Raw genomic sequence first — 13,991 nt, 5'->3', positions numbered from 1 at the left:
ATTCAACGGGTTGACCAAGCGCTATCTGGTCAGAACAATGTTTTTCACCGTTTCGCTGGAAGCGGTTTTCAGGCGGATGAGATAAATGCCGGAGGCGGCCTGGCTGCCGCCGCAGCGGCCGTCCCACTGAACCGTATGCCATCCAGCGCTTTGCTGGCCCTCCACCAGGGTGCTTACCGAACGGCCGTGCAAATTGCAGATCTCGAGACGGACAGCCTCCGCTTGCGGCAGCTGGTACTGAATCGTGATCTGGCTGTTAAAAGGATTGGGAAAGGCGCCGAGGACGAATGCCGCGGGAAGGGACGAACGGCTGCCGACATGCGCCAGTGGACCGATCTCGATCAGCTCACGGGCCTGCAAATCGGCCTCGCCCGGGGCGTTGGGATCGATGAGCAGTTGATCGGCAATCCGGTTCACTCCCCGGCTCTGTTCCCAGATACCGGAATTGGCGAAACGGATGGCGTAGCGCGGATCATTCCGCAGCGAGGGTTCCGGATCGGGCAGCCACAAAGCGACCGAAGCGGTGCCGGCGGGCCAATCCGCGGGAATGCGAAATTGTCGTGAAAAGGTGAGCGTATCACCGGGCAGCCAGGAGCGCGGATCCAGCGAGATTGAGGCCGAGGCTTCCCGGCCGGTGGCCGCATCCCTCAGCACCAGGAAAAGGGAGCGGGGATTGTGCGGAGCGGCGAATCCGACATTCTCAATCGCAAAGGTGAAAGCAAGCCGACCGCCGGGCCGCACGGTTTCCGGGAGTTGCGCACCGCGCAACACTAAACGGTACCCCAGGCGCCTCTTGAGATCGGCCAGGCAGCCCGAGCTTTTCCAAAGCGCGAGCACATCGGGATGATAGCCGTCATTGAGATAGGAACAATGGAGCTTCTCCATCTCTGCGACGGCATTCCGGCATTGCGCATAGCTGGAAACGCCGCAGGTCTCCCCGCCGAAGGGGGTAAAGCGCGTCTCGCCGCTGATGTATTCGATCTCCTTCGCCCGCGACCGCTCGATATAGGTCCCCATATCGTCAGGCCCGGCGAGGAAGCAATCGTTGTGAAATCCGGTCCGGCTGAGATAGCTGCCGTCAAAGGCGCGATCCGCCGTGATCACCGAATCACGAAAGATCTGCCTCTTGTAATGCGGGGTGCGCACCACGGCCATGCGGTCGGCGGGGAGGGCGGAAAGCAGCTTGAAGAGTATCTCCCTGCGATTCTCGGGCGTATCGAGACCATGGGTGGAGCTGTGCCATTCCCCCCAGGCGCCGATAAATCCCGCCTCGACCAGATTGATGACATCCTTGTTCTTCGCCAGGAGCGGCTGAAGCTGGTCAATATGGCGGAAAATCTGCTCCTTGGAGGCATCGGCCTGGCCGATGTCGTCGCAGTATGAGACCCTCACGTTGACCTTGACGCCCTTCGCCCGTGCGGTGTCAAAACCGCGCTGGATCTGGGTCAGATAACTCGAGGGAAAATCCTTCTCCCGGTAGCTGTTGGCAGCGATGCGCCCGAAGATCAAGGTCACCGCCTCCTTCTGCAAATCGGGGAGAGTGCTCAGATTGGGGAGATTGGCATAGCGGTAAAATCCCCGCTCCGGGTTGGGAAAGATCTCCGCGGATTCGGCAAAATCGATCTGTTTCAGCGACGGCTCCTGTGCTGCAACAGCGACGGCGAGCGCGAACGACAGGGCAATCAGACAACGGTTCATGTACTACCTTTCCAATTGATAAGAGGGCCGGCGAGGGGCATTCACGTCTATGATACCCTTCACACCGGCCGGGCTGGGTACGTCAGACGGCCTTGCTGGGGCGCAGGGTCAGAGTGCCATCGTCGTTGAGCTTTTGACGGCACGCCCAGGTCACCGGATGCCGCACCCCTTTCACTTCCAGTTCGGCCTTGAGTCGCAGCCCGCGCCAGTCGGTGCCCTTGGGGAGCAGGAACATGCCCTGGCGCACCCCGCGGGTGTGGGGGTAGCCGGGATCGAGGCAGCCGCCGGCCAGGAGCTGACCCTTTTCGCTCAACACCGAAATGCGCAGCACACCAGGCACGCAGGCGATGCCGTCGTTGACCAGGCCAAGGACTAACCCGGGGAATCCATCCTTTTCGAAATTCCAGATCCAGGATGGACGCACGCGGTAGCCGATGGAACGGGCAATATGGTCGATGTGCTCGGGATATTTTTCGTAATAACCGAGGAGGTGCTCAGGAGCAATGTTGTGCCAGTGCCAGAGCGACCAGTAGTTGGCGCCAACATCCATGACATGGGCGATGATGCTCTCGGTGCGCGTTACGCCCTCATCGATCGCCAGTTGATCCGGATCGGCGGTTGTCATACCGACCTCGCAGATCGCGGCCACCCAGGGCGGGCGGTTGGAGAGCGCTTCGATCTGCTCATTCTCGATGAAGATGGTATCAGTGCGCAGCCAATTGTGGCTGCGAATGGTACGGTCGAGCATCTCGGCATTGCCAACGCGACTGTAATCGGGCTGGGTGTTGGTCACCAGCGGCGTCCTGGTCCACAACTCGAGCTGAGTCTCCATCATCGCCATCCAGGTCTTTTCAGCGGTGACATTATCCGGGAAGGGATGGTTTTGATAAGGCCAGGTGTGCCCCTCACCCCAGAAACCGTACATCATGGTGTCCATGTATTCTATCTGGGGATGGCCATTGAGCTCTTGCGCCAGCAGGGCGTTGAGCTCGCGGAAGGCCGCCTGATACTCAGGATGATCGTAGCGCGGCATTTCGTGCACCTTTTCATAGCGGGTACCGGTGGAGCCTCGCCGCCATTCGCCCTGCAGCTTGACATAGGGCACTTTAGCCATGAGAAATTCGGGCATGCCGGGCTCCGGAAAATCGGGATTCTCGAGCATGATGCGAAAGCCGATCCGCTTGTTGTAGCGGCGTGCCAGATCAAAGGTTATCTTCCAACCTTCAGGGAAGTCGAGACGGCCGGGCTGCTTCTGAATGTCGCGCCAGTTGAGACGGATATAGATTTTTTGTGCAAAAGGGAGACTGATAAGATCCTCGCAGTACTTTTGGATCGAGCGCTCGCGCGTACGTGGCGGCCAGTAATCGCCCGAAATATAGACCGTCAGGCCCATGCCGTAGTTGGGAACCACCTCCCGGGAAGGCGTCGTTGCCATCACCACGCTGCTGCCGGGCAGAACCTCCTCCGGGGCGTACTGTGGAAAGGGTCCCTGATAGAGCCGGTCTTTCACCTCCGGGCCGGAACCAAAATCATAGCGGTCCCAGTTATGGGCCGGGACGAACCCTCGCACGGCGCGCGGACCCAGGCCCGCTGCCAGGGCGCTAACCCCCGCTGTTTTAAGAAATGCTCGACGTTCCATAATCACCTCGTTGTTGGTACACCGCATACCCGCAGGGCGTTGCCGCGATATAGTTTCTTAAGAATGGAGTCGGGCAGGCCGAAGCCGTTGAGCGCCCAATGGTAGCCAAACTGTCCGGTTTCATAAAAGTGCTCATCCAGGCTTTCTAGGATGCGGAAGGTGATGTGGTACATGGCCGAATCCATGCCCATGTCGGTGCCATAAAGCAGACGGCTGGCGTATTTTTTGTAGAAGGCTTGGACGAAGCGGGGGATGGGCGCCGTCTCGGCGTAGCGCGCCGAGATATCGGCATAGAGGTTGGGGCAGCGGTCAAGAAGGGCACCCAGGCGTGCAAGGTCCCAGTCACAGTTGGCAAAATGGCAAGCGATGAAGACGGTGCGCGAGTGGCGTTTGACCATGGTTTCGAGAGTCCCGAGCAGCGCCGGCAAATCGAGGATGCCAGTCTGGTTGTCAAGCCGCCATTCAAACGCGTTCATGAGGCCGTCATTGGTCGAGTCCATCGGCTGATACATCCACATCGGGTCGCCGACATGGATATTGATCGGCATTCCGAGTTCAGCGCATTTTTCCATCACCGGATCAAGGCGGATATCATCAAAGTGGACGCTGTAACTCCGCGGTCGGCCATAGGAAAGCCCCTTGCCCTTGTCACTCAACTCTCCCACCCCCTTGGCGCCTGTCCTGTGGCAGCGCTCCAGTTCGGCTACACAACGTCGGCTGAACTCCGGATGATCCGGATTTTCCAGAAGCAAACCGCACCACACTTCAAAGCGTTCGGGGTAGCGGTTGTACTCACGATAGACCGAATCAAATTTGGCGCCGGTCAGTCCGGTGAGAATCACCGTCTTTTCAATGCCGACGGCATCCATAGTTTGGACCCACTGATCGATCTCTCCGCGGCTCTCCGCATAGGCGTGGGAGTGAACATCGATGGCTGGAAAGCGGGCCTTTTCGATGCGGGTGACGGGTATGCTGTAAATCGATTTCGGGCGATAGTCCTTTAACAGGATCCGGTCAGGCGGGGTTTGCGCTCGCAGCACCGGTGCGAACACCATCAGGCCGATCGCAGCGGCTCGTATCCAGAAAGTGGTTAGTTTCATCTGCCTCTCCATGTAGAAATGACAGGACTGGGTTTACTTGAACCAAGGCCATTCGGGAAATTTCTGCGCAAAATAGGCGGCTGGCGGCGGCATGGTGTAGAGCTTTTCTTTCAGACCCAGCCGGGCTTCGCGTAGTTGGGCGAATTTTTGATCAAGGATGCGACCGGAAAAATCAAAACGGAAGTAGCGAATGCCGAGATCGACAATCCGTTCCGGGGGCATATCCGGCCAGTAACGGACGATGTGATCGATCATCGTCCCGCCCGGTTCGAAAATCTGGGTGTTGCCCTCCCAGCGCGAATTCAGGATCATGTGGATCGAGAAGCCCAGATCGACCTCGATCCCCTTGATGAGGTAGACACCGCGGGGCACGTTTTGCAGCATGAAATACCCCTTCTCGTCGGTGCGGACGCGATACCCTTCGATCTTTTCAACCCCGTTTTCCATCCCCTTGCCCACGAGCACGACCGTGATCTTGGCGGTTTTAGCCTCATAAACCTCCTCGAGTCCGAGGTTTTCGACCAGCACCGCTCCGACGACCAGACTCTTGTCGGGTTGCGGCGGCTGCAGCACCATCTTTTCGGCACCGGCGCAGCCGAGGAGCAGGACCACTGAGCAGAGGGTTACTATAGTATATCTCATCATCTTCTCCTGTTTAGTTCGTCGATCAGGATCTGGCGGTTCCGCACCATGAGGCTGGAACCGGGGTGCCGGTGCAGTCCTGTGTTCAGGACCTGTAAAGCCCCGATGCGGTCTCCCATTTTTTTATGAAGCATGGCCAAGTTGTTGAAATAATCGGCCTGGCCCGGATCGATTTCTATTGCGCGCCTTAACAACCGGACGGCCTCCTGGTCCTGGTTCAGCTGGATCAGGGCATTGGCCAGGTTGTAGAGTATCTCCGCCCGGTCGGGCTCCTGCTCGAGTGCAATCCGGTAGGCCTGGATCGCCTCTTCGAAGCGCCCGAGCATGGTCAAGGCATTGCCCAGATTGTGAAAGGTCCGGCCGCCGGTCTCGCCAAGACGGATTGCCTTCCGGTACCACTGGACCGCCTGCTCCGGCATCCGCTCAAAGAGAAAGGCATCGCCCAGCTCAGCGGCCACACCGCTTTGTGCAGGTGCTCCCTGCAAACTCCGCATTAATTCCTGACGCGCCTCGGGATAGCGACCTTGCCGCAGGAGAAGGTGGCCGATGCGCGCATGAGCCTCGTGCATGCCAGGATCGCGGTCGAGGGCGCTTCGGTAGTCCTGGAGGGCCCGCTCTGGATCATCCTTACGTTCGGCGATGCGAGCCGAGAGGAACCAAGCGCCCGCCATTCCCCGCTTCTGCTGCAGGGTCCGGTCGATCCAGAGGCGGGCTGAATCGATTTTGCCCTGGGCCAAGAGGATGCGGGCATTTTCATAGGCAGCTGCGGGATCAGGCGGATCAAGACGCACCAGAGGGCGCAGCAAAGTGGCTGCCTCTCCATAGCGCTCCAGTCCGATATAGTGCCGCGCCAGCATCAGTCTAGGTCCGGACCGGACGGGGTTCTGGTTCATCGCCTGAAAGAGCTGCATGGTCTGACTGTCCACCTCGGCATAAAAACCGGAGGCCAGGCGGCTTTCCGGGATGAGGCGGGAGCTGTTGAGCATGGTTGTCAGCGCCTGTTTGGTCTGTCCCCGATAGAACTGGAGGATTCCGAGAAACAGCTGCCGCGAAGCCCGGTACCAGCGTTCCAGGCGAGCCCACTCCTCCGGTGCCACCGCTGCCTTTCCCGGGGCTGTATCGAGATATTGCCGCCAGTCAGGCGGCTCGGCGAGCATGGCCGAAAGGTTCTGAAAAGCGCAGAGATCGCGGGCGCGGACGTCACGCGTTGAGAATTCCAGCACGGGCCGGTCATCGCTGTTGACAGGCGCCCCCTTGCACAGCCGCGCCATCCCCTTTTCATCGAGCAACAGGCAGGCGAACAGGTCATTGGGGGAGAGGATATCAACGCTCTCCAGACCAGCTGCAGCATGGGGCCAGCGCGCCTGCCATTTATCCCACGCAAACCGCAAGGGTTCAGTCGAGCCCATCAACACCACCTGTTTGTTGATGCAGTTGGGCGCCATCCACAATACGGCATGGGGAAAAATCGATTGGAAGGTCCTCAGGACAATGCGAAAATCCTCTGGATCCAGGTCGGTCGTCATCCAGGTAGAGAAGAGTCCTCCGGGATTGAGTTTCCGCCGGGCGTTTTCGAAGTGATCACGGGTGAAAAGGCTGGCGCTGGCGGTAGCGACCGCATAGTTGGCATCGTTGAGGATGACATCATAGCACTCGCGGGTGTAGCGGATCTGATTCTTGCCATCGAGGATGAGCGGCTGAAAGCGCGGGTCCTGCATCACCTCCTGATTGAGATCGCGGAAAAATTCGCCGGAGAGGCGAAGCACATCGGGTGAGATCTCAACCAGCTGAAACGCAGCGACCGGATGGCTCAGGACGGCGCGCGAAGTCTGGCCGGTGCCAAAGCCGATTTGCAGCACCCGTTGGGCCTCCGGATGGACCATCAGCGGCAGATGGCCCTGCAACAGCTGCAGGGTGCGCAGCATTTTGCTACTGCCGGCTACATTCAGTCCATCGACGTCGATGCGCCGTTCGCCGGCATCCCCGCGGTCCTGCCGGTGGACGGTCACGGTGCCTTCGATACCCTCGCGCAGGGCTACCAGGGGATAGCCCGCTTCAGAGATCGAGTAAATCCGCGCCAGCAAAGTGGCCGGAATCAGGCGGATGATAACGGCCATGAGGATCAGCGCTGCTGCCGCCGCCACTATCGTCCTCCGGCGGAAGGTCCCGCCGCGCAGAAGCCATACGCCAAGCGCGACGTTGAGCAGAATCATGAGGACCATCGTGGCGGCTGCGCCCAGCCAGGCGATGAGAACCAAACCGGTCAGCAACGAGCCGGCGACCCCGCCCAGGGTGTTGTAAAAATAGAGTTCGCCGACAGCCGTACTGAGCCGCTCCCGCGCGACGGCAAGGGCTTTGTAAGCCACGGGGAAGGTCGCACCGAGCAGAAACGCGGCCAGGCTGGTGACCAAAAAGGCCTGAAGAAACCGGACGCCGTTCCATTGCCACCAAGTAGTCGTGGGCGAGGGGGTGAAGAAGAGACTCTGCAACCGGGGCAGGCTCAGTAGCAGCAGCAGCGCGGCGACGGCGGCAAGGCCAGCACCGATTTCGAGCAAGCCCAGGAGGCGCCGGGGATTGCGGGAGCGCTCCGCCCAGCGGCCACCGGCCAGCCCGCCGATGGCGATGCTGAAAAGAAAGGCGGCCAGCATGATGCTAAAAGAGTAGGTCGCGCTGGTGAGTACAAAGACCAGTATCCGGGTCCAGAGCACCTCATAGGACATAGCGATGCAGCCCGAAAGAGCCATGGCAGCCAGGATCGCCTTATCCGCCGTTGTGAATAGACTCCTGGCCGGACGGGCGGGAGCGATACGACCCGGCGCCGACCGGCGCGCCATCGCCCAGGCAGCGGCCGCGATGAGCAGATCGAGGCCCATGGCCACCGCAAAGCTGAGGATCATACCCAGTTCCCGCATGAAAAGAAACGCCGTCGTCAAACACCCGGCCATTCCGCCGAGGGTATTGAGTCCATAAAGTGTGCCGAGGGCGTCTGCACCGGATCCTTCGCGGCGGAGATACGCCCGGCTCATCACCGGCAGGGTTCCGCCCATGAAAAAGGTCGCCGGGAGCATGATGAGAAACGCCACGAGGAAGCGGATGAGGTAGTAGAGCGTCGGATGCGGCACCAGAACAGGATGAATCGCGGCGAAGAGGGCCTCAGCGGGAGCCCGCAGCAGCAGGATCAGCAGGGCGCAGGCGAAGATGGCGGCCTCCATAGCGGCGAAAAACCGCAAGGGCCGCGGATGCAGATCGGCGCGGCGGCCGAAATGCCGGCCACCCAGCGCCAGCCCGGTGAAGAAGGCAGCCAGAACACAACTGACGGCGAGGGTGGTGTTGCCAAGCAGCAAACCGAACAGGCGGGTCCAGAGCACCTCGTATACAAGGCTGGCAAAACCGGAAAGAAAAAAAAGGATCAGCATCAAGTCTTACATCCTGGCTCTGAAACGTGCGAATGGAGACTGCCCCACCCCCGGGACGATCAACGGAGAACTAGGGGATAACCGTCAGGCTGCGGCAAAAAAGGTCGTGCCCGGTTCGCAGCTGCAAGAAATAACTACCCGCGGGCAAGATGCCACCCGGCACATCGCGCAGCACCCAGCGATACGGCCAGGCGGTGACCTCCTGGCGCCAGACTATCTGGCCGCGGAGATTGTAGAGCGTCAGCGTACCCCGTCCCGCAAGCGGCGAGACGCCACCGACGGTGAGGCTGCCGTTTCGTGAGAGCGAGAGCGGATTTGGATAAAGCTCGAGGTCGCCGGGGAGCAGGACCGCCGGCTGGCGCCGGGTCACCCCGCTGATGAGGGGAATCAGATCCTCACAACGGCCGCTGATCCGCACCTCATCGATTCCGCCCTGGAAATCCTTGATGGAGGGCGCCGCAGGATCATTGCGATACCAGCTGCCGATGCTGAGCGGCCCGTCGTTGGCGAAATAGTTGAACCGGAAATTCGCCGAATCCACCGGCGCGGCGCCAACCCGGTTCCAGAAATAGACCTTGCCGGCGTTGAAATCATACCAGACGGCGATAAACGTCCACTGGTTGAGCGGGACCGTGAAATTGGAAGCCGCCGTCTGCGCTTTGTTATTGCTATCGCGGATGAGAAACTCGATTTTTTTCGCCAGGGAGATACGCAGGGCATAGTCGGTCGATTTGGTAGCATCGGTCTGGGTCCCTTTGTTGACGAGAAAGTGTACATCGTTCAGAACGGTGGGATAAATCCACATCGAGATGCCGATGTTCTCGTTTTCAAAATCGAGATCGGGAGAATCCTCTACCTTGAAATAATCATGTACCCGGGCAGTGTCGAGCCAAAGGCAATAGCGCCCTTCGGGGAGAGGGATGAGATTTGAAAAGACAGCTTCGCCCTGGAGCCGGCCCGTGTCAGCCTGTCCGTCCCACATCGCCGTGTCGTCGCCATTTCCTTCCATGGTCCAGCGCCCTCCCTTGCTCTGGGCGTGCAGCATCGCCACACAACAGAAGAACAGCAGTGCACTTGCGATCGACATCCGGTTGAACACGTGACTCCTCCCGAAAAATCACCGGGCAGCCCTGACGGACTGCCCGGCTGGTTGTTTATGGCATGATCCCGTAATCAGGTGCTGCATCGATTCCGATATAGACCCGCATTACCGCGCCGATATCGGCCCAACCCGGATAAACTAGATAGATGTATTTACCCTTAAAGGCTGAATAGCGCATCGGAGTCATCAGCTCTCCTTCATAGAGTACCTCTTCACTGCCATCGGCCCTAAGGGTGTAGAGACTGGTCTCCCATGCCTGAGCGTAATACAGGGTGCCTTCCGCATCGAATTCCAGTGTCGAGGGGGAGTCGGTTTCGATGACGACCTCCTCCTCCCCCAAGCCTTCCGCGGTGATCGGGAAGCTGAGGATCGTGCTGTTCCAGATATCATTTACGTAAAGATGGTCGTTGAAGACGCGGACATTCTTGCCGGAGCCGATCGTCGCTACCCGCACCGTATCGCTGCCGACGATTTTGTAGACGCCTGCAACATCGGACATGACGTAGAAATTATGATTTTTATCCCAGGTGAAATCGACCGGCGCATCCACAGTGACCACATCCTCAACCGTGCCGCCATCCGGCGAAATGCGAACAATCTTGCCTTCACCCTTGACGCAAACGTAGAGGTATTTATTCGGGCCAAAATGAATCGATCCGCTCACTGGAACCTCAGCAAACGTTGTTTTTTCACCTTCAGGCGTAATACGGTAAATAACCCCATCATTTGCGGAGCCAACATACACGTTGCCCATCTCGTCCACCGCAACACCGTTGGGCCAGCTGATCTCCTCGTCCAGCGTTGTGATGGTGGGCAGGAAGGTGAACTCGGCCTCGTTGCTCCAGAACTCCGACCCCTTGATGGCCACGCGTACGTTGACCGTTTCATCGCTCTTATTAGGAGCGATCACCTTGAGTTCGGTGGGGCTGACCGAAATTACCTCTGCTTTTTTGTTACCAAAGAGCACAAGATTGAACTCCGGCTTCTCATTGAATCCTGATCCGCGGATCGTGACGATATCCCTGAGATAGCCGGTATCGGGGCTGATGGATTCCACCGTCGCCGCCGCCAGTCCGGTTGGATTGGGATCGGGATGATTCGGCCCGTAGACAGGCTGATCAGGGCCCTCGCAAGCCAGGTTAGCCAGACCGGCGATCAGAAACGCCGCTCCTAGCAGCCTGCAGCGTATTTTCTTCATAATGGATTTCTCCTCATGGTACTGATCATCGGTGCGCATCAGAACCAGCGCACCGGGCCGCTAGAATTTAAAATCGAAAGAAAACATCTGCACGGCATCGAAGTTCTTGAACTGAACATAGCCATAATCAAGACCAAGCTGCAATCCGTTGAAGGCGTACTTCAGTCCAGCGCCGAAAGAAAGGTCCTCTTCATCGTAGTTGGTCTTGTAGCCGCCGCGCACGAAGAAGAGATCATGGTAGCCATATTCCATGCCGAAATGGAGCCTTTCGCTATAGTCGCGTGGATGAACCGCATCGACCGAGACCAACAGGCTATGCGGGGCATCGGCAGCCAACCACAGGTCGGTCACATCCATGGCGATACCGAATTTAAAGGTGAGCGGCAGAGGAAACTGCTCGGCACGATACTGGGCCTCCTCGGAAAAATTCTGCAGCGCCATGCCGATAACCAGGCTCTTGAATCCGGTGCTATAGACGGTGCCGAAATCAAAAGCGATGAGATCCTGTTTAGCGGTGTACTCCTTCGGGGCATCCAGATTTCCTTCGAGGGTCGAACCCAGTTCCTCGTAGACATACTTGAGGTGGCCGCCGAAGGCGAATTGATTCGAGATCCGCTTGGCATAGCCGAGACCGATGGCGTAATCGGTCGGACTGAAGGTCCCGGTCTCGATAAAGCCTGCATCGTTGTTGGCTCGCTGGGTGCCGTGCAGATCGCCCCAGTCCGCCGCGGCATAACTGATGGCAAAAGTGCCAAAGCGGTCATCGGCCCAGGTCGCGGCGCCGGAGTTGACCTTGATGTCCGCGATCCACTGTGTTTGATTCAAATAGAGATGTTTGCCCTGGGTAAGGGCGATGCCGGCGGGATTCCAGAAGATGGAGCCCGCATCATCGGCGACGGCAGTGAAGGCGTTGCCCATCGCGGCCGGGCGCGAGCCCATGGGGATGGAAAACCATTTCATGCCGGTTTGCGCTATTTTTTTGATTCCCTTGGCCTGCACGGGCAGAACCAGAACAAGCATCAGCAGGGCCACCGGAATCAACAACTGCCTTGTTTTAGACATCGTTACCTCCAAAGACTAGAGTAGGCTTTTCCGGTTACCGGATGATGACGAATTTTTCTGTAGCGCTGGGGATCGACTTGCCGTTCAGGTCGCGGGCATCCGCGATCTGCAGGATGTAGACCCCGCTGGCGACCAGCTGGTTGTACTCCGTAACCTGGTCCCAGCTGGCATCGGCGCTGCCGGTCTGATGATCGATGGTTTTGATCAGATCGCCCGTCGCCGTGTAGATGCGCAGGGTGCAGTAGGGCGGCAGGTTGGCGAAAAGCAGCTTGTTGTCATCGCCGGTAAAATTGAAATCGCCCGCCTTGAGGATGTAGGGGTTGGGCACGATCCGCACGTTGGCGGCAGTGGGCGCGCCCGGCGCAAAGGCATAGGCTGGCAATTCGGAACGGTTGGCGTAACGAGAACTTTCCAGTCCCTGCTGATCCACCGCGGTCACGGCATAGTGGTACGCCTCGCCGCGAATGACATCGGCATCGGTATACTTGGTTTCGGTTTTGGGGATATTGCTGGCGATCCGCTCCCATTTCAGGTGCTGGCCGTCGGCGGTAATCTCGGTGTAGGTGTCGACGAGAAACTCGCCCTTCTTGCGGTAGATATTATAATAGGCCAGATCCGGTGTGCCGCTGTCCGGATCATTCACTGTTGACATGTCCTCCCACTCGAGGTAGATCACGTTGGGACCGGACTTGACGGTCAGGTTCGGGGCGGGAAGCGGATCGGGAATATTGAGGCCATGGTTCCAGGCATAAAGCGCACGATCCATGGTCTGGAAGAGCGAATCCCTGCCCGTGGCGAGCAGTCCGTTTTTGGCGTTGTTATCGAAGGTGGCGCCGGCCACTCCGCGGTACCAGTCGCGCCATTCGCGTCCCTTCTGTGCCGCCAGGTCGGTCGAGATTCCGTTGGCGCCCACAGCATAAACGATGACCACCGAGTCACCCTTGCGGAAATTGTAGGGTCCGAAAGCCTGGAAAGGATATTCATCCTCCTGCCCGGAGGCATCCGTAGGCCAGCCGGATTGTTCCGCGACCGTCTGGCGGACGCCGGAGGCGGCCCAATCCCAAACCGTGGCATAACCGGTGAAATCCGAGTCCCAGACATTGTAGATGCTGATATTGGCAATGACTGAAACCGGTTGCGCGGGATCGTCGCTGTGGTCAGAGGTGGATTTGTCGACATGGAGGGCGGCGAATCCGGCATAGGCCGAGGAGATGAATTCGGCGGAGGGCATGGGTGAGGTGCCACCGGAGCCAGTGGCAAAACGGGGGTCGCCCGTATCGTCGAACTCCTGGCCGCCGGCTTCGAACTCGGTGAGGTCCGGATGATCGCCATCCCAACCATACGAGACGCCCAATTGCCTTCCCCCGGATACAAGTTGCGGGGCATAGGACTCATAGGTCGCCCAGTCGTCCTTGCCCTCTTCATACCAGCGGGAATAGGTGATATAGGTACCTTCAGCGGTCTGGAAGCTGTAGCCGACGAGGAAGTAGACATTCTCCATCACCTGGTTGGTGCCGGTATCCGGATCAGGATCCTGATCCCAGTCGAAGGTACAGAGATAGCGGTTGCGGAAGATAACATAATCATCGTGATCGGGATTGGTGAACGAATAGGAACGCGAAACCACATCGAATCCAGGATAGGATTTATAATGCGATTCGATCATGATATCCGACGGCAACTTGGGATCGACGGTGCCGTTAAAGCGCCGCGACGAGAGCAGGTTTTCGCCATTGGCGAAGACCCAGACTTCGGGCGGTTTGGAACGGCGATACTCGAAGAGACCATAAGGGGCATCACGGTTAAAGGAAACCGGCCAGAAAAAGTCCTCCTTTGTGTGTTCGGCGCCCGTCGAATCAGCCCATTTGCCGACCACATGGCCATTGTTATGGAAGACAATCTGGGCATAGCGGTAATGATCCTGCGGCCACTCGCCCGTTGGCTTGACGTCGTTCGTATTGATCGTCTCGTCCGCTTCAATGCGCAACTTAAAGTCGCCCAAATCGTGCGTGCGGGTCTGGCCGAGTCCATTGGTGTGGGCCACCTGGAGCACCAGGATTGCAAAGAGCCCCAATCGCCAACAGAGCCGGGTAGTGTTTATTTTAAGCTTCATGCGTTTCGACCTCCTGTTATG

9 protein-coding genes are annotated in these 13,991 nt (G+C 58.6%); all 9 read right to left on the bottom strand.

Annotated features, from left to right (window positions below):
• Window positions 1–21 precede the first annotated feature (21 nt).
• The 9 genes from PLH32_03840 to PLH32_03800 all read right to left on the bottom strand — a co-directional run bounded on the left by PLH32_03840 (window position 22) and on the right by PLH32_03800 (window position 13,970).
• Window positions 22–1,698, bottom strand: coding sequence for a DUF4832 domain-containing protein (locus PLH32_03840; GenBank protein HQJ63722.1), 1,677 nt, complete (start codon window positions 1,696–1,698; stop codon window positions 22–24).
• Window positions 1,699–1,780: 82 nt separating this feature from the next.
• Window positions 1,781–3,337: a twin-arginine translocation signal domain-containing protein gene (locus PLH32_03835; GenBank protein ID HQJ63721.1), complete on the bottom strand. Its 1,557-nt coding sequence runs from the start codon at window positions 3,335–3,337 to the stop codon at window positions 1,781–1,783.
• A gap of 2 nt (window positions 3,338–3,339) precedes the next feature.
• A complete protein-coding gene (locus tag PLH32_03830) occupies window positions 3,340–4,437 on the bottom strand; it encodes an amidohydrolase family protein (protein ID HQJ63720.1) in 1,098 nt (365 codons plus the stop codon).
• Window positions 4,438–4,470: 33 nt separating this feature from the next.
• Complete coding sequence (locus PLH32_03825; protein ID HQJ63719.1) at window positions 4,471–5,079, bottom strand: hypothetical protein; 609 nt, start codon at window positions 5,077–5,079, stop codon at window positions 4,471–4,473.
• Window positions 5,079–8,495 carry a fused MFS/spermidine synthase gene (locus PLH32_03820; GenBank protein HQJ63718.1) on the bottom strand — a complete coding sequence of 1,139 codons (3,417 nt, stop codon included), beginning with the start codon at window positions 8,493–8,495 and terminating at the stop codon, window positions 5,079–5,081. Before PLH32_03820 ends, PLH32_03825 begins: the two co-directional genes overlap by 1 nt.
• Window positions 8,496–8,565: 70 nt before the next feature.
• Window positions 8,566–9,594, bottom strand: a complete 1,029-nt coding sequence (locus tag PLH32_03815; protein ID HQJ63717.1) for a hypothetical protein — start codon at window positions 9,592–9,594, stop codon at window positions 8,566–8,568.
• A gap of 55 nt (window positions 9,595–9,649) precedes the next feature.
• Window positions 9,650–10,795 carry an IPT/TIG domain-containing protein gene (locus PLH32_03810; GenBank protein HQJ63716.1) on the bottom strand — a complete coding sequence of 382 codons (1,146 nt, stop codon included), beginning with the start codon at window positions 10,793–10,795 and terminating at the stop codon, window positions 9,650–9,652.
• A 60-nt stretch (window positions 10,796–10,855) separates the two neighbouring features.
• Window positions 10,856–11,857, bottom strand: coding sequence for a PorV/PorQ family protein (locus tag PLH32_03805; GenBank protein HQJ63715.1), 1,002 nt, complete (start codon window positions 11,855–11,857; stop codon window positions 10,856–10,858).
• A 34-nt stretch (window positions 11,858–11,891) separates the two neighbouring features.
• Entirely contained in the window at window positions 11,892–13,970 is a 2,079-nt protein-coding gene (locus tag PLH32_03800; GenBank protein HQJ63714.1) for a hypothetical protein, read from the bottom strand.
• Between the last annotated feature and the right edge of the window lie 21 nt (window positions 13,971–13,991).

It is taken from the genome of bacterium (assembly GCA_035419245.1).
GTDB lineage: Bacteria > Zhuqueibacterota > Zhuqueibacteria > Residuimicrobiales > Residuimicrobiaceae > JAKPUX01.
The sequence above is the reverse complement of the archived record's forward strand: the minus strand, read 5'-3'. Positions and strand labels throughout refer to the sequence as shown.